Source organism: Streptomyces sp. NBC_00190, from assembly GCF_036203305.1.
Classification (GTDB): domain Bacteria; phylum Actinomycetota; class Actinomycetes; order Streptomycetales; family Streptomycetaceae; genus Streptomyces.
In genome coordinates this window covers 4,309,864-4,326,255 of sequence record NZ_CP108131.1, presented here as the reverse complement: position 1 = coordinate 4,326,255, position 16,392 = coordinate 4,309,864, and the positions used below count along the sequence as shown (strand labels likewise).

Here is a 16,392-nt window from a genome sequence, read left to right as displayed (position 1 = left end):
GGCGGATTGTATGGGGGTGGGGGGCCGGTCTCGGCAGTCTGTCGTTGCGCGGGGCCCGCCAGGATGGCTGACAGCACTAGTTGACAGCATACTGTCGACATGACAGTCTCTTGTCATAGAGCTTGTCCTGGACGTCGGATCCCACCCGGAGGCGATCACCATGAGCGAGACCCCGCGCAAGCCCGTACACCTCGCGGTCTACGACACGTACGCGGACTGGGAGACCGGCCACACCACCGCGCACCTGACCCAGCGCGGCCACCGGATCCGCACCGTCGCCCTGACCGCCGAGCGGCCGGTCACCACCATGGGCGGCGTCCGCGTCCAGCCCGACCTGGCCCTGTCCGGGCTGAGGCCGCAGGACTCCTCGCTGCTGATCCTCACCGGCGCCTCGCTGTGGGACACGAGCGGGGACCTGGCGCCGTTCGCGGCGAAGGCGAGGGAGTTCCTGGACGCCGGGGTGCCGGTCGCGGCGATCTGCGGAGCCACGGCCGGCCTCGCCCGGGAGGGTCTGCTGGACGACCGCGCCCACACCGGCGCGGCCTCCTTCTACCTGGCGCAGCAGCCGGGTTACGGCGGCGCCGGGAGGTACGTCGAGGCCGACGCGGTGACGGACGGCGACCTGATCACGGCGGGGCCGACGGAGCCGGTGGCCTTCGCCCGCGAGGTCTTCGCCCGCCTGGACGTGTACAAGCCGGACGTCCTGGACGCGTGGTACCGGCTGTTCCACGACTCGGACGCGAGCGCGTACCCGGTGCTGATGGCGGCGGCGGAGGCGGGCGATGCGTGAGCCCTCGGTCCGCGCCCGGCAGGACCTGCTGAGCCGGACCGCGCTCGGGGTGTTCCGGCTCAACGGCCAGTTCCTCTCGGTCTCCGAGGAACTGGCCCGGCCGGCCGGGCTGACGGCCGCGTGGTGGCAGGTGCTGGGCGCGGTGCTGCACGAGCCGCTGCCGGTCGCGGGCATCGCCCGGGCCATGGGGATCACCCGGCAGAGCGTGCAGCGCATCGCGGACCTGCTCGCCGAGAAGGAGCTCGCGGAGTACGTCCCGAACCCGGCGCACCGGCGGGCGAAGCTGCTGCGGCCGACGGAGGCCGGCCGGGCGGCGGTGGCCCGCATCGGCCCGGGCCACGCGTCCTTGGCCGCCCGGCTCGCGGAGGAACTGGGCGACGCCGCCTTCGCCGAGACGGTCCGCGTCCTGGAACGCCTCTCGTCCGCTCTGGACACCGTGTCCGGCCTCCCGGACTCGGGCTCGGGCTCGGGCTCGGCATCGGTCCCGGACCCTGCCCCGGGCCCCGTCCCGCCATCCGGCCCCGCCGGGGCCTGAGGCGCCCCCACCGGTCCCGCCGGCGCTTGCGGCGCGGGCGGTCGTTCAGCACCGCCGGCGTTCACGGCGCGGGGTCCGGGGCGGCGCCCGGGCGGACCGGCCGGGCGACGCGCAACCGTCCGGAGCCCCCTGCCGTCCTCCGCTGCGGAGCCGTTCGGCCTGTCCTAGGGGGAGGGACCACCCTGCCATGGAACAACTGCACCCAGGCGACCCGCACCTCATCGGCCCGTACCGCCTCCTGTCCCGCCTCGGCGCCGGCGGCATGGGCCAGGTCTACCTCGCCCGGTCCGACCGCGGCCGTACCGTCGCCGTGAAGCTGATCCACCCGGAGCTCGCCGCCCGCGAGGAGTTCCGCATCCGCTTCCGCCACGAGGTCGCCGCCGCCCGGCGCGTCGGCGGCGAGTGGACCGCCCCGGTCCTCGACGCGGACACCGAGGCCGCGACCCCCTGGTTCGCCACCGGCTACGTCGCCGGGCCGAGCCTGCGCCAGGTCGTGGCCCACGGCTCCGGCCCGCTGCCGCTCCGGTCCGTACGGATCCTGGCCGCGGGCCTCGCGTATGCCCTCCAGGACATCCATGACGCCGGCCTCGTGCACCGCGACCTGAAGCCCTCGAACGTCCTGCTCACCCTGGACGGCCCCCGCGTCATCGACTTCGGCATCGCCCGCGCCCCGGCCGGGACCGCCCGGCCCGACGCCGGTCCGACCCGTACCGGCGAACTCATCGGCTCCCCCGGCTGCATGGCCCCCGAGCAGATCCGCGGCGAACCCGTCACCGCCGCCTGCGACGTCTTCTGCCTCGGCGCGGTGCTGGCGTACGCGGCGACCGGACGGCTGCCCTTCGGCGACGCGGAACACCCCGGCGGCGTGGCCGCCCTCCTGCTCCGGATCACCGGCGCGGAACCGGACCTCACCGGCGTGCCGCCCGAGCTGCACGACCTCGTACGGGACTGCCTGCGGCGTGATCCCGCGGCGCGGCCCGGACCCGCCGAGATCCTGACCCGGGTCGGCGCGGACGACACCGTGGCCGACGGAAAGGCCCTGGAGCCCTGGCTCCCGGCGGCGCTGGTGGCCCAGCTCGGGCTGCACGCCGTACGGCTCCTGGACCGGGAGGACGCCGGACCGGACCGCCCGGCGCAGCCGCCGCTCACGCAGCCGCCGCCCGCGTACGCGCCGTACGCGTCGTACGGGCCGTACCCGCCGGTGGAAGCGGAACCTCCGCATCGCCCCCGTACCGCCTCCACCGCCCTCCTCCTCGCAGTGGCCGCGGCCGTCGCCGGCCTGTCCGCCGGCACGGTGTACGCGGTGATGAGCGGCGCCGACGACCCGCGCCCGCCCGTCGGCAGTCCCCGTACGCCGGCCACGACGGCTGGCGCGGCCCCGACTGCCACGACGGCCACCGGCACGACCGGTCTCCCCGAGGCGTACCTCGGCAACTGGCGGGCCACCACGGGCACCCAGACCTGGCGGCTCACCCTCACCGGCGGCGAGGCCGGCGACCCGGTGATGTCCCTCGCCGTCCAGGCCCCCGGCTTCGCCTGCGCCTGGACGGCTCCCCTGAACAGCGCACCGGACCCGGTGGAACTCGGCGCCTCCACCGTCACCTCCGGGGCTCCGCCGACCTGCGCCCCGGGCGGCCGGAGCCGGCTGCGGCTGCGGTCCGACGGCACGCTCCAGCGTGAGCTGGAGGGCAGCGACCATCCCCCGCTCACCTACCGCAGGCAGTGACCGATCTCCGACCGCACCGAATGTGTCGAAGTCGATAAGCCTGCAAGCAAAGCTTGTTGCGCGTCGAAGCGCCGTCGGACACTGCCGGGCATGGAGCCGTTGAACGTAGTGGCACGACTGTGGGAGCGGATCGAGGCGCGCGACTGGGACGGCGTGGCGGGGCTCATCGCCGAGGACGCGGTCATCGAGTGGCCCGTGAGCGGCGAGCGCATCGTGGGGCGGGCCAACTTCATAGCCGTCAACAGCGACGACGGGTACGCGGACGAGAGATCCGTGGAACTGCTGCGGATCCTGGCGGACGGCGACCTCGTCGTCACCGAGGTGTAGATACCCCAGGACCACGTGGTCTACCGGGCCGTCTCCCTGTGGACGGTGCGGGACGGGGAGATCGTGGGGGCGCGGGAGTACTGGACCAGCCCCGGCCAGGACCCGGCCCCGCGGTGGCGGGCGGGCTACGTGGAACCCCTGGTGGCAGACTGAGCCGCGTGCTCGGCCACCACCTCACCCCGCTGCTCGGCGCGACCGGCGTCCTGGCGCTCCTGACCCTCGTCCCCGGTCCCGACATGGCGGTCGTGACGAAGCGGGCGGTGACCCGGGGGCGCGCCGACGGGCTGCGCACCGTCGGCGGGATCGCGGTCGGACTGCTGCTGTGGGGCGCCCTCACCGTGGCGGGCCTGGCCGCGCGGCTCGCCGCGTCGGCGGAGGTGTACCTGGCGGTGAAGCTCGCGGGCGCCGCGTACCTGTGCTGGCTGGGCACGTACGTGTACGTCCTCTCGCGCGCCCGGCGCTTCTTCGCGCGACCGCGCGTCCGGCGGGCTCTGGACCGCGTGACGGGTGTGGTCCTGATCGGCTTCGGCGTGCGGGTGGCGACGACGTCGTAGGCGTCCCGACGGACTAGCCCCGTGGTCCGGACTGCCCGGTGAGGGCGTCCAGTTCCTCCCCGATGGCGGCCCGCAGGCCGTCGTGCCGATGGCTCAGCGCGTGCTGCCCGCCCCGCCAGTACTCCTCCTCGTACAGCCACACGGGCAGCCGGACGCGGTCGGCGGGCTCCCAGTCGTAGCGGGGCCAGATGTGGGTGTGGAGGTACGGGTCGGCGTTGCCCAGGATCTCGATGTTCACGCGGCGGAAGGCGGGATCGAGCCGTCGGCAGGCGCGCTCGACGGCCTCGGCGAGCCGCTCCAGATCGCCGAGGTACATGGCCCTGCGCGCCCGGGGGAGGTCGGAGAGGCGGGTCACGGCGGGATCGTCGGTCAGCAGTACGGAGTATCCGGGCAGGAACTGCCGGTCCCCGATCACGGCGAAACCGGCGTCGAGGCGGCCGCAGGACGGTGGGGTTCTCCCCGCGGTGCGCGCTGCCGATGCGGTCGTGGAGCCAGTCGGTCTCGGTCATCTCCGGACCCTAACGCGGCTGCAAACCGGGCGACTTGGGCTTCGGCGTGGCTCTCAGGTAGCCCCTGTCATACCTGAGAGCTACGCGGGAACACGGCTCTGGAGCGTGACGCCGACGAGGGGCTCGGATTTCTAACTTCGGTGACAGAGAAGGGCGGTGACGGCTCTTCCTGACCGAAGGAAGAGACGATGGCGGCGGGGACGACGACCGTGGGCACGACGACCGTGGGCACGACGGCGGGCATCGGCGGGGCGACGGGGGCGGGCGCAGGGGAGGGATCGGGGTCGGGGTCGGGGCGGCGTGCCGCGTCGAGCGGGCGGCTGCGGCGCACGCTGCTGGCCGCGCTGGTCGCGGCGGCGGTCGTGGTTCCCGTGTCCGCCGCCGCCTCCCCCGGCGTCCCCGCGCCGGCGCCCGTCGCGTTCGCCGACGGCACCGCACCGCACGACCGTTACGACGCCAACCGTGCCAACCTCGCCGAAGCGGCCCGTATGGCCGAGGCCGCCGGACGCACCGGCCGGGCCGCCAAGCTGCGCGCCATGGACGCGGCTGGTGCGGCGCGGTTCCTCGCCTTCGACGGCCGCGGAGGGGGCCGGGCCGTCGAGGTGTTCGGCGACCTGGAGACCGCCGACCGGGTCACCGTCCTAGTGCCCGGGTCCGACACGACGCTCGACACCTACCAGAGGTTCCGTGCCGGGGCCGTCTCCCTTCAGCAGCGCCTCCAGGCCGAGCATCCGCGCTCCGCCGTGGTCGCCTGGCTCGGGTACGACACCCCCGGCACGGTCAGCACGACCGTCCTGACAGCCGATCGCGCCGACGAGGCCGCCGCCGAACTGGGGCCCTTCCTGGACCGGTTGCGGGACATGGCGGGGCCCGGCTCCCATCTCTCGCTCCTGTGCCACTCGTACGGCTCCGTGGTCTGCGCCCGGACCGGGACCGCGCCCGAGGTCACCGACATGGTCCTGTTCGGCAGTCCGGGGACGGGGGCCGGCTCCGTCCAGGACCTGCCGACGAAGGCCCGGGTCTGGGCGGGGCGGGGCGGCGGCGACTGGATAGGCACCGTCCCGCACGTCCGGCTCGGCCGGATCGGCTTCGGTACCGACCCCGTCGACCCCGCCTTCGGAGCACGGGCCTTCGCCGCCGGCCCGGCCGGGCACAGCGACTACCTCAAGCCCGGCACCGAGTCCCTCGACAACCTGGCCGCCATCGTCCTCGGCACCGCCACTACCACCGCCCCGGAGGTCCCTCATGCGTAAGCTCCGCGCCCGCTGGTCCGACCTGGCCGAGGGCATCGACGCGGCCACGCCGGCCGACCGGGACCGTGCCGTGGACGCGCTGCGGACCTTCGCGATCCTCGGCGTGGTGCTCGGCCACTGGCTGGTCACGGCTCTGACCACCGCCGATGGCGGCTTGAGCAACACCAGCCCGCTCGCGCACATGACCTGGCTCGCCCCGGTGTCCTGGGTGTTCCAGACCCTCGCCGTCTTCTTCCTCGTCGGCGGTCATGTCGCCGCCCGCGGCTACGCCTCGGCGCGGGAGCGCGGGGATTCGTACCGCACCTGGGTCGGGCAGCGGCTGGGCCGGCTGTTCCGTCCGGTCGCCGCCGTGCTCACCCTGTGGACGGTCGTGGCGGGCGGGATGCTCATCGGCGGAGTGGAGCTGAACACCGTCCAGACGCTGGTCAAGCTGGTCCTCTCCCCCCTCTGGTTCCTCCTCGTCTTCGCCGCGCTGACCGCCGCGACCCCGCTCGTGTCCCGGCTCCATCCGCTGTGGCCGCTGGCCGTGGTGGCGGGCGTCGACCTGTGGCGCTTCGGACTCGAAGGGCCCGAGTGGGTCGGCTGGGTCAACGTGGCCGCGGGCTGGCTCGTCCCGTACACCCTGGGTGCCGCATGGTCCCGAGGGGCGTTCGCCCGGCGCGGTCCCGCCCTCCTCCTGCTCACCGCGGGGGCCGTCGCCACCGCGGCGCTGATCCTGTGGGGCGGCTATCCGGCGTCCATGGTGGGTGTCCCGGGGGCGGCCGTATCGAACCTGAATCCGCCGACGCTCGCCGCGGCCGCGTTCGGACTGGCCCAGTGCGGGCTGGCCCTGCTGGTCCGCGGGCCGCTGGCCCGCGCCATGCGGCGCCCGGCGGCCTGGGCGAAGGTCGCCCTGGTGAACCTCTCCGCCATGACGATCTTCCTCTGGCACCAGACCGCCATGATGGCCGTCACCGCACTCGGGCTGCTGGTCCCGGCCGACCTGCCCGGGCTGCACACCGTGCCCGGCTCGATGGCATGGATAGCGGCCCGGCTGCTGTGGCTGCCGGTGTTCGCCGCCGCGCTGTCGATCTGCTGGGCCGCGTTCCGTACGTACGAACAGGTCTCATGCCGTCCGAAGCCCGGCCCCACCACGGCCCCCACCGCGGCACCCGCCACCGCTACCGCCGCCGTCCCCCGCCCCCGGACGGCCGCCACCGCCAGGAAGATCACCCATGTCTAGGGCCGGCCTTAGCCTGGACGGCGTGAACCAGCAGACCGAGCCGCCCGCCGCCGAGCACCGCATCGTCCTGCCGCGCGGACTGGCCCGGGAGCTGTTCACCCTGAAGCGGGACCCCCTCCCGAAGATGTCCCGGCCGCGCTGGCTGGCCTGGCTGCCGCATGTGGTCCTCTGCTACGCCGCTATTCCCTGCGGTGTCCTGACGGGGATGCAGCTGAACGACCACTACGGGGTCGAGGGCGCCGGCGTGGCGCTGGCGCTGCTGACGTCCGCGTCCATCGTGCTCAGCATGTTCCGGCCGATCGCCGCCTGGTGGCTCGGCCTCGTCACCGCGGCTCTCATCGCCTGGGTCATCCACGACCACGTCGGTCCGGGACAGTCCTGGCCTTGGACGCCCGCCGGGCCGTTCACGCTCGCGCCCCTGATCCTGATGGTCGCCCTGCGGGTGCCGCCCCGGGTGACCGCCTGGGTCATCGGCATCACGCTCGCCCTCTCCGGACTGGCCGAGGCCGTCCTCAGTCCGCCGCGGAGCCAGACGATCATCGCCGGCGTGGCCATCCTCTTCGGGTTCGTGGGAATCCTCGGCTACGCCCTGCGGGCCAACCGCCTGACCCGCGGCAAACTCGTCGAGCAGGAGACCCTCACCGAGGAGGAGCGTGCCCGGCGCACGCTGCTGGAGGAGCGCAGCCGCATCGCCCGCGAGCTGCACGACGTCGTCGCGCACCACATGTCGGTGATCTCCATCCAGGCGCAGGTCGCCCCGCACCTCGTGGAGAACCCGTCCGAGGAGCTCAAGGAGAACCTCGCGGGCATCCGGGAGAACGCGCTGGAGGCCCTGACGGAGCTGCGGCGGGTGCTGGGCGTGCTGCGCTCCGAGCAGCCGGACGATCCCGCGAACCCCCACCATCCGCAGCCCACCCTCGCCGAGTTGGACGGCCTCGTGGACAACGTGCGGGGAGCGGGGCTCGATGTCACCACCGAGATCGCGGGGATACGGCGGCCGCTCACCCCTGGCGTCGAGCTCACCGCGTACCGGATCGTGCAGGAAGCACTGAGCAACTGCCTGCGCCACGCTCCAGGTTCGCAGGTGGAGATCGGCATCGCCTACGGGCCGCGCGACCTGCACCTGTGCGTCGCCAACACCGCGCCGACCCGGCCGGCCCTTCCCTCGCCGGGTGCGGGGCACGGGCTGCTGGGGATGCGGGAGCGGGCAGGCATGCTGGGGGGCGAGCTGGCCGCCGGTGCACGCCCCGACGGCGGGTACGAGGTGACCGCCGTACTCCCGATGGATCCGCAGGACCTGCCCGGCGGCTCCGCACCCGAGACGAAGTAGGGATTCATGCACTCCCCGATCAAGGTGATGATCGCCGACGACCAGATGATGGTCCGGCAGGGCTTCACCGTGCTTCTCAATGCCCAGCCGGACATCGAGGTGGTCGGCCAGGCCGTGGACGGGGCCGACGCCGTGGCCAAAGTCGGCGAACTGGGGCCGGACGTGGTCCTGATGGACATCCGCATGCCGGGGATGGGCGGCATCGAGGCCACCTCCGTCATCACGGGCGCCGCCGGCGCGACCGTGAAGGTGCTGGTGCTGACCACCTTCGACCTCGACGAGTACGTGTACGAGGCGCTGCGGGCCGGCGCCTCCGGGTTCCTGCTCAAGGACGCGTCGGCCGACCAGCTCGCGGAGGCAGTGCGGGTGGTGGCGGCCGGGGAGGCGCTGCTCTCGCCGAACATCACGAAGCGGCTGATCACGGAGTTCTCCCGGCTGGGGGCGCCGCGGGCGCCGTCGCGGGCGCGCATCGACGAGCTGACCGAGCGGGAGACGGAGGTCCTGTCGCTCGTGGCCCAGGGCCTGTCGAATGCGGAGATCGCGTCGCACCTGACCGTGGCGGAGCAGACGGTGAAGACCCATGTGGGCCGGATCCTCGTGAAGCTGGGCCTGCGGGACCGCACGCAGGCCGCGGTGTTCGCGTACGAGACGGGCCTGGTCCGTCCGACGGGCTACTGATACACCCCACGTAGTACTTGAGAGGGAGCCCGGGAAATCCCCATCAGCGGCGACGCGGAGTACGGCCGTGCGGCCCTACGGTTCTGGTATGACCGAGACGACCACCGGGGGGACAACCCGGACGCCTGAATTCCGAGTGGCATCGGAGGTGATCGCGACCCTGCGCCAGGACCTCCTCACCGATGCCATGGCCTACCGGCCGCTGCCGCTGGTGGAGACCCCGGGGCGCTTCGTGCGACGGCTGCCCGCTCCGATACGCCGGTACGCGCCGTGGAGCCAGTACGCGGCGGTGGGGGCGCTGGCCTTCATCCTCGTCCTGTTCACCGGAACGTCCGACTCGGGGTATCTCGGCGATGCCGGCCTCCTGTTCACGGGGCTGGTGGCCGCGGCGCCGGTCTTGATGACGCTGGTCCGGCCGGTCGCCGCCTGGTGGGCCGCGGTCGCCATGACGCTGGTGCTCGGCGCCGTCCCCGGGTTGGGCGGGAACGACTTCTGGCCCTGGAGCCCTGGAGCCTTCGTCTCCTACATCGCGGTCATGGTCCTCGTCACCCTGCGGACCGGACCCCGGGTGGCCGGGTGGATGTGGTCCCTCACCCTGGTCCTCGGCTTCGCGATGTCGGTGCTGCTCAACAACCGCTACGGGACGAACCTGCCGGAGATGGCCGTGACCTCGGCCATCGCGCTGACGATCGCGAGCAGCATCCGGATACGCCGCAACGCCAAGGCGGAGGTGAGCGCGCAGCAGGAGGTCACGGCCGTCGAACGGGACAAGCGGACGCTGCTGGAGGAGCGGACCACGATCGCGCGGGAACTGCACGACGTGGTGGCTCACCACATGTCGGTGGTGGCGATCCAGGCGGAGGCCGCGCCGTACCGGGTAAAGAACCCGCCGCCCGAGCTGGAGGCGGCGTTCGTCACCATCCGGGAGAACGCGGTGGCGGCGCTGACGGAGCTGCGGCGGGTGCTGGGCGTGGTGCGCTCCGCGGACTACGAGGCTCCGGACGCGCCGCAGCCGACGCTGGCCTCGCTCGACGGGCTGCTGGCCAATGTGCGGGAAGCCGGACTGAGCGTGGAGAAGACGGTCACGGGTGCGGTGCGGGAGCTGCCTCAGGGGGTGGAGCTGTCGGCGTACCGGATCATCCAGGAGGCCCTGAGCAACACGCTGCGGCACGCGCCGGGCGCGGCGGCCTCCGTGGAAGTGTCGTATGTGCTGGGCGGCCTGGGGATACGCGTCGTGAACGGGGCGCCGACCGGGGATGTGCGGCCCTCGCCGGGTGCCGGGCACGGGATCACCGGGATGCGGGAGCGGGTGGCCATGCTGGAGGGGGAGATGACGGTCGGCGAGTCCGGGACGGGCGGGTACGAGGTGGCGGTGTTCATACCGGTGCGCAACCGTCCGGAGCCGGTGGCGGGGACGGGGCCGAATTCGGGGACGGCGACCGGGTCGGCGACCGGGTCGGGCACTGGGTCCGGGGCGGGCGCGCCATGACGATCAGGGTGCTGATCGTCGACGACCAGATGATGGTGCGCGAGGGGTTCTCCGTCCTGCTGAACGCCATGGACGGCATCGAGGTGGTGGGCGAGGCGGTCGACGGCCGTGAGGCCATCGCTCAGGTGGCGGCGCTGCGGCCGGACGTGGTGCTGATGGACATCCGGATGCCGCTGATGAACGGGCTGGAGGCGACGCGGGAGATCGTGGCGGCGGACACGGACGCGAAGGTGCTGGTCCTGACGACCTTCGACCTCGACGAGTACGTGTACCAGGCGCTGCGGGCCGGGGCCTCCGGGTTCCTGCTCAAGGACGCGTCGGCCCGTCAGCTCGCGGACGGGGTCCGGGTGGTGGCGGCCGGGGAGGCGCTGCTGGCGCCGTCGGTGACCAAGCGTCTGATCGTGGAGTTCTCGAAGCTCGCCGAGACGCCGAAGCTCGCGGACCCGGCGGGGGTCAGCGAGTTGACGGAGCGGGAGAAGGAGGTGCTGGTACTGATCGCGCAGGGGCTGTCCAACGGGGAGATAGCGGGCCGGCTGATCGTCGCCGAGTCCACGATCAAAACCCATGTGAGCCGCATCCTGGTGAAGCTGGGCCTGCGGGATCGCACCCAGGCGGCGGTCTTCGCCTACGAGACCCGGCTGGTGACCCCGGCATAGGGTGCGGGGATGGGCTTTGATCCGTGGGATGCCGAGTTCGTCGCCGATCCGTATACGGCGTACCGGGAGTTGCGGGAGCAGGGGCGGGCGGTGTGGTACGAGGCCACCGGGCAGTGGCTGGTGCCGCACTACGCCGATGTGAGTGCGCTGCTGCGGGACCGGCGCCTGGGGAGGACCTACCTGCACCGGTTCACGCACGAGGAGTTCGGGCGCACCGCCCCGCCGGCGGAGCACGAGGCCTTCCACGTGCTCAACGGCAACGGGCTGTTGGACCTGGAGGATCCCGCGCACGCGCGGGTGCGCAAGCTGGTTGCGAAGGCCTTCACCCCGCGGACGGTGGAGCGGCTCGTGCCGGCCGTGCAGCGGATGGCCGGGGAGCTGGTGGGGCGGCTGCTGGCGGACGGAGGCGGGGACCTGCTCACGGCCGTCGCCGAGCCGCTGCCGGTGGCGGTGATCGCGGAGCTGCTGGGCGTCCCGGAGGCGGACCGGGGGCTGCTGCGGCCCTGGTCCGCGGACATCTGCGGGATGTTCGAGCTCCGGCCGGACGAGGAGACGGCGCGGCGCGCGGTGCGGGCGAGCGTCGAGTTCAGCGCGTACCTGCGGGAGCTGATCACGGAGCGGCGCGCACGCCCCGGGGAGGATTTGATCTCCGGGCTGATCGCCGCCCACGATGAGGAGGGCCGGCTCAGCGAGCAGGAGATGATCTCCACTTGCGTGCTCCTGCTGAACGCCGGGCACGAGGCCACGGTCAACACCACCGCCAACGGGTGGTGGGCACTGTTTCGCAACCCCGGCGAGCTCGCCGCGCTGCGTGAGCGCCGCGATCCCGAAAAGTTGTCCACAGCTGTGGATGAACTGATGCGCTACGACACACCCCTGCAGATGTTCGAGCGCTGGGTCCTCGACGACATCCGGATCGGGGACACCGAGATTCCCCGCGGAGCCGAGGTCGCGCTGCTGTTCGGGTCCGCGAACCGCGATCCCGCGCGGTTCGACGATCCCGACGCGCTGGACCTCGTACGGGCCGACAATCCGCACCTGAGCTTCGGTGCCGGGATCCACTACTGCCTGGGGGCGCCGCTGGCGCGCCGGGAGCTGGAGGCCACCTTCGGGGCGCTGCTGGCAGACGGAGTCCCGCCGCTGCGGCTCGTCGAGGAGCCGCGGTGGCGGGACGGTTACGTCATCCGGGGACTGCGCGAACTGCTCGTGCAGTTCTAGGGCGGCAGCCCGGCGGACATCGCCGGGCACCGAGCGAGGCGTCAGGCGACCAGGTCCCGGCGGCGCAGGGCGGCCAGCCCCGCGCCCGTGAAGGCCACCGCCAGGGCGGTCAGGACCAGCAGCGGGATCCAGGCCATGGCCTGCCCGCCCGGCAGCTTGGGCAGGTGGGCGAAGGGGGAGAGGTCCAAGACCGCCTCCGGGAGGTTCAGCGCCGGGCCGACCCAGCCCAGGGCCAGCGCGATCCCGGCCACCGCCCAGGCGGCCACCGCGTACTTGGGCGCCGCGCCGTACAGGAGGGCGGCCACCGCCCCGATCACCCACACCGCCGGGAGCTGCGCGAGGGTGGCGCCCACCGCCGCGCCCACCTCCACGCCGTGCCCGAGGCCCAGCCCGAGACCGCCCAGCAGCAGGATCAGCGCCGAGCCGCCGAACGCGACGGCGAGATGGCCCGCGGCCCAGCGCAGCCGGCCGACGGCGTTCGCGAGCAGCGGTTCGGCGCGCGCCGAGCTCTCCTCACCGTGCAGCCGCAGCACCGAGGAGACGATGTACAGCGCGGCGACCAGGCCCAGCAGCCCGGCCATCGCGGCGAGGAAGGCGTCGGTGAGTCCGCTCTGCCCGCCCATCCGCTCGATGATCTGACGGGTCTTCTCATTGCCGCCGACCACGTCGGCCGCGCCCTGCGCCATCCCGCCGAAGACGACACCGGCGACGAGGAAGCCCGCGCTCCAGCCGAACACGCTGCCGCGCTGCAGCCGCCAGGCCAGCGCACCCGCCGTGCCCAGGCGTCCCTCGGCCGGTCCCGGCCGGGTCGGCAGGAAGCTCATGCCCAGGTCACGGCGGCCGGCCAGCACGTACGCGGCGCCCGCCTGCGCCACGACGGCCACGGCGAGCAGCGCGAGCACCCACCAGCGCATCGAGGCGAAGGCCCGTACGTTCTCCACCCAGCCGAGCGGAGAGAGCCAGGTCAAAGCCGACTCCCCGCCGGCCGTCCCGGCGTCTCCGGCCGCCTTCAGGACGAACGCGGCGCCGAGCACAGCGGCCGCGATCCCCTTGGCGGCCCGGGCGCTCTCGGTCAGCTGGGCGGCGATGGCCGCCACGCCGGCGAAGAGCATCCCGGCGCCCGCGATGGCCAGCCCGAGGGCGAGCGCACCCGGCGCGCCCTGTCCCGCGAGACCTCCCGCGATGAGCAGCGCGACGCACGTGTTGGCCACGAGGGCGGCCAGCAGGGCCGCGCTCAGTGGGGCCCGCCGCCCCACCATCGCGGCGGAGAGCAGCTCCTGACGGCCCGTCTCCTCCTCTTCCGTGGTGTGCCGGATGACGATGACCAGGCTCATCACGGCCGCCAGGACGGCGCCGTAGACCCCGATCCGCCAGGCGGTCAGAGCGCCGAGCGAGTCACCGAAGACCGGCCCGTACATGGCGCGCATCGAGCTGTTGGCGTTCATGGAGGCGGCGACCTCGGCGCGTTCGGCGGCGCTCCCGTACACGCTTCCCAGCGAGCCGGGCATGATCACCACCAACAGGGCGGTGACCAGCACCCAGACGGGCATCATCACGCGGTCGCGGCGCAGGGCGAGCCGGAGCAGCGCGCCGGTGCCCGCCAGTTGGTTCTTCATCGCGACGCCTCTTCGGTGTAGTGGCGCAGGAACAGCTCTTCGAGGGTGGGCGGGGTCGAGGCCAGCGACCGCACGCCCGACGCGGTGAGGGCGCGCAGGACGGCGTCCAGCTTGTCCGTGTCGGCCTGGAGGCGGACCTTCAGCCCCTGGACCTGCACGTCGTACACGCCCGGCAGGTGCGCGATGCCGTTCGGCGGGCCGGCGAGTTCGGCGCTGATCGACGTACGGGTGAGGTGGCGCATGTCGGCGAGCGTGCCGGTCTCCACGGTGCGGCCCTTGCGGATGATGCTGACCCGGTCGCAGAGGGTCTCGACCTCGCTGAGGATGTGCGAGCTGAGCAGGATGGTGCGCCCGGCGGCGCGGGCCTGCGCGACGCAGTCCTGGAACACCTCCTCCATCAGCGGGTCGAGGCCGGAGGTGGGCTCGTCGAGGATGAGCAGTTCGGCGTCGGAGGCGAAGGCGGCGACGAGGGCGACCTTCTGCCGGTTGCCCTTGGAGTACGTACGCCCCTTCTTGGCCGGGTCGAGCTCGAACCGCTCGATCAGCTCGGCGCGGCGGGCCCGGTCGAGGCCTCCGCGCAGCCGTCCGTAGAGGTCGATGACCTCGCCGCCGGAGAGGTTGCGCCACAGGGTGACGTCGCCGGGTACGTAGGCGACGCGGCGGTGGAGGGCCACGGCGTCGGCCCAGGGATCGCCGCCGAGGAGTTCGGCGGTGCCGGAGTCGGCGCGCAGAAGGCCCAGCAGGACCCGGATGGTCGTGGACTTGCCGGAGCCGTTGGGGCCGAGGAAGCCGTGGACCTCGCCGGTGGCGACCGAGAGGTCGAGTCCGTCCAGTGCGTGGGTGCGGCCGAACGCCTTGTGGAGTCCGGCGACGCTGATTGCCTTCGTCATGCTTCTGAACCTACGCTACTTTCACAAATTTGTGAAGCTCGGGAATCACGTAAAGTTGGGAAGGTGGCGGAAGACATGGCGGTACCAGCGGTACGGAACGAGGAAGCGGTCTCGCGCTTCGTGGAGCGGTTCGCCGCGCAGCTGACCGAGGCGGGGATGCAGCGGATGGCCGCGCGGGTCTTCGCGCAGCTGCTGGCGAGCGACGAGGGCTCGATGACCTCGGCGGAACTGGGCGAGGCGCTGCAGATCAGCCCGGCGGCGGTGTCAGGAGCCGTGTCCTACCTGACCCAGGTCAACATGGTCAGCCGGGAGCGGGAACCGGGCTCGCGGCGGGACCGGTACGTGCTGCACAACGAGCTCTGGTACGAGACCTTCACCCGGCGGGACCAGGTGCTGACCCTGTGGGAGAAGACCCTGCGCGAGGGCGCCGCGGGCCTCGGCTCCGACTCGCCGGCCAGTACGCGCATCGCCGAGACGGCCGCGTTCTTCGAGTTCATGCAGGGCGAGCTGCTGGGCATGATGGACCGCTGGCGGACCCACAAGGCGACCCTGGGCCTCGGCTAGGCACTGCGGCGCAGGGGGCGGGCGCACCCGGGGCGGGGGACCGGGGCGCGCAGCTCCCGGCCCGCCCGCCGGTCGGCGAGCGCGTCACGCATCTCTGCGTCGCGCGTCACCGGGGCAGCGTGAGGGTCCATGCCCCTGGGTGCAGGTTCCACGTCCGGCGGCGCACCGGGCCGGTCACCGCCGCGTCGGCCCGGTAGCGGAAGTCCGCGCCCGACACCGTGACCGTCTTCGCACGCGCCGTCACCTCCGAAGCCGTGCCGCCGCCACCCGTACGGACCACGACCTCCGCCGGGCCGCCGTCGCTCCCCACGGCCAGCGAGACCTCCTCCACCGGCCGGTCCACATCCGCCAGGACCACCCCGTCCGCCTCGACCCGCAGCCGGAGCCGGCCCGCGCCGATCGGCCCCGCGGGACGGACCAGCGTCCGTACCAGCGAGCGGTACGCGGTCCACACGGACGGCCCTGCCGGGGGTCTGACCCCCCGCAGCGGCGGGATCCGCAGTCCGCCCAGGACCACCCCGTCGCTGTCGTCCACCAGCAGGTCGCACACCTTCAGCGACCCGTCCAGCACCGCCCGGGCCGCGGTGACGGCGGACAGCGGCACGCCGAGCGACCTGGCCAGTACCAGGGACCCCGTGGGCCCCACCGGCACCAGCGCAAGGGCCCCGTCGGCCAGCCCCCGCTCCCGGTGCAGCAGCCCCACGGTGCGCGCCAGGGCCCGGTCGTCGCCCACGATCACCAGCCGCCGTTGGCCCCGGCGGGCAAGAGCCCGCGCGAATTCCTCCTGCGAATCCGGGAGGCAGATTTTCGCCGCCGCTCCCGCTGACAACACATCCTTCGCGATCCGCACGGACTCGCCGTCAAGACGGCGGGCGACCGGGTCGACGAGCACGAGCAGGCCGCCTACCGGCGCGCCCGCGTGGCTCATGGTGGGCTCTGGAGCCGACACCTCGGTCCTTCCTCGGGTAGCATCTTTGTGCAAGAGGCCCTTGCGCTATTGCGCCAGGGCCTTCGTCTATTCCGGGGTACCGGTCC

The 16,392-nt window shown here is 73.2% G+C and carries 17 protein-coding genes and 1 pseudogene; 14 read left to right on the top strand and 4 right to left on the bottom strand.

The annotated features are described in order from the left end of the window. The first annotated feature begins 160 nt into the window (after positions 1–160). The 6 genes from OG429_RS20905 (at position 161) to OG429_RS20880 (ending at position 3,932) form a co-directional block, all read left to right on the top strand. Positions 161–790 (top strand): DJ-1/PfpI family protein, encoded by a 630-nt coding sequence (locus OG429_RS20905; protein ID WP_328926819.1) that lies wholly within the window; start codon positions 161–163, stop codon positions 788–790. Beyond that, positions 783–1,325, top strand: a complete 543-nt coding sequence (locus OG429_RS20900; protein ID WP_328926818.1) for a MarR family winged helix-turn-helix transcriptional regulator — start codon at positions 783–785, stop codon at positions 1,323–1,325. The genes OG429_RS20905 and OG429_RS20900 overlap by 8 nt, the downstream gene beginning before the upstream one ends. A 187-nt stretch (positions 1,326–1,512) precedes the next feature. Then, on the top strand, positions 1,513–3,051 hold the full coding sequence (locus OG429_RS20895; protein ID WP_328926817.1) for a serine/threonine-protein kinase: 1,539 nt from the start codon (positions 1,513–1,515) through the stop codon (positions 3,049–3,051). Positions 3,052–3,141: 90 nt separating this feature from the next. Further along, complete coding sequence (locus OG429_RS20890) at positions 3,142–3,378, top strand: nuclear transport factor 2 family protein (RefSeq protein ID WP_328926816.1); 237 nt, start codon at positions 3,142–3,144, stop codon at positions 3,376–3,378. 15 nt (positions 3,379–3,393) lie between these two features. After that, positions 3,394–3,531 (top strand): hypothetical protein, encoded by a 138-nt coding sequence (locus OG429_RS20885; protein WP_328926815.1) that lies wholly within the window; start codon positions 3,394–3,396, stop codon positions 3,529–3,531. Between the two features lie 5 nt (positions 3,532–3,536). Further along, a complete protein-coding gene (locus OG429_RS20880; RefSeq protein WP_328926814.1) occupies positions 3,537–3,932 on the top strand; it encodes a LysE family translocator in 396 nt (131 codons plus the stop codon). Positions 3,933–3,945: 13 nt separating this feature from the next. On the opposite strand, the pseudogene OG429_RS20875 reads toward OG429_RS20880, so the two are convergent. Next, positions 3,946–4,441, bottom strand: a pseudogene (locus OG429_RS20875) (HIT family protein). A gap of 188 nt (positions 4,442–4,629) precedes the next feature. Here OG429_RS20875 and OG429_RS20870 point away from each other — a divergent pair. From OG429_RS20870 to OG429_RS20840, 7 genes are all read left to right on the top strand, one after another. After that, a complete protein-coding gene (locus tag OG429_RS20870; RefSeq protein WP_328926813.1) occupies positions 4,630–5,694 on the top strand; it encodes an alpha/beta hydrolase in 1,065 nt (354 codons plus the stop codon). Next, on the top strand, positions 5,687–6,916 hold the full coding sequence (locus OG429_RS20865; protein WP_328926812.1) for an acyltransferase family protein: 1,230 nt from the start codon (positions 5,687–5,689) through the stop codon (positions 6,914–6,916). The genes OG429_RS20870 and OG429_RS20865 overlap by 8 nt, the downstream gene beginning before the upstream one ends. A 22-nt stretch (positions 6,917–6,938) precedes the next feature. Then, on the top strand, positions 6,939–8,246 hold the full coding sequence (locus tag OG429_RS20860) for a sensor histidine kinase (RefSeq protein WP_328926811.1): 1,308 nt from the start codon (positions 6,939–6,941) through the stop codon (positions 8,244–8,246). 6 nt (positions 8,247–8,252) lie between these two features. Further along, positions 8,253–8,924 carry a response regulator transcription factor gene (locus tag OG429_RS20855; protein ID WP_328926810.1) on the top strand — a complete coding sequence of 224 codons (672 nt, stop codon included), beginning with the start codon at positions 8,253–8,255 and terminating at the stop codon, positions 8,922–8,924. An 88-nt stretch (positions 8,925–9,012) separates the two neighbouring features. Next, positions 9,013–10,413 carry a sensor histidine kinase gene (locus OG429_RS20850; RefSeq protein ID WP_328926809.1) on the top strand — a complete coding sequence of 467 codons (1,401 nt, stop codon included), beginning with the start codon at positions 9,013–9,015 and terminating at the stop codon, positions 10,411–10,413. Further along, positions 10,410–11,069, top strand: a complete 660-nt coding sequence (locus OG429_RS20845) for a response regulator transcription factor (RefSeq protein ID WP_328926808.1) — start codon at positions 10,410–10,412, stop codon at positions 11,067–11,069. Before OG429_RS20850 ends, OG429_RS20845 begins: the two co-directional genes overlap by 4 nt. 9 nt (positions 11,070–11,078) lie before the next feature. After that, a complete protein-coding gene (locus OG429_RS20840) occupies positions 11,079–12,287 on the top strand; it encodes a cytochrome P450 (RefSeq protein ID WP_328926807.1) in 1,209 nt (402 codons plus the stop codon). 41 nt (positions 12,288–12,328) lie between these two features. Here OG429_RS20840 and OG429_RS20835 read toward each other — a convergent pair whose 3' ends face one another. Both OG429_RS20835 and OG429_RS20830 read right to left on the bottom strand, forming a co-directional pair. Continuing rightward, complete coding sequence (locus OG429_RS20835; RefSeq protein ID WP_328926806.1) at positions 12,329–13,903, bottom strand: ABC transporter permease; 1,575 nt, start codon at positions 13,901–13,903, stop codon at positions 12,329–12,331. Next, positions 13,900–14,793 carry an ABC transporter ATP-binding protein gene (locus OG429_RS20830; RefSeq protein WP_328926805.1) on the bottom strand — a complete coding sequence of 298 codons (894 nt, stop codon included), beginning with the start codon at positions 14,791–14,793 and terminating at the stop codon, positions 13,900–13,902. Before OG429_RS20830 ends, OG429_RS20835 begins: the two co-directional genes overlap by 4 nt. 75 nt (positions 14,794–14,868) lie before the next feature. On the opposite strand from OG429_RS20830, the gene OG429_RS20825 reads away from it, so the two are divergent. Then, positions 14,869–15,357: a GbsR/MarR family transcriptional regulator gene (locus tag OG429_RS20825; protein WP_328926804.1), complete on the top strand. Its 489-nt coding sequence runs from the start codon at positions 14,869–14,871 to the stop codon at positions 15,355–15,357. Positions 15,358–15,463: 106 nt separating this feature from the next. On the opposite strand, the gene OG429_RS20820 is transcribed toward OG429_RS20825, so the two are convergent. Continuing rightward, positions 15,464–16,285: a diacylglycerol kinase gene (locus OG429_RS20820; protein ID WP_328930360.1), complete on the bottom strand. Its 822-nt coding sequence runs from the start codon at positions 16,283–16,285 to the stop codon at positions 15,464–15,466. Positions 16,286–16,392: the final 107 nt, after the last annotated feature.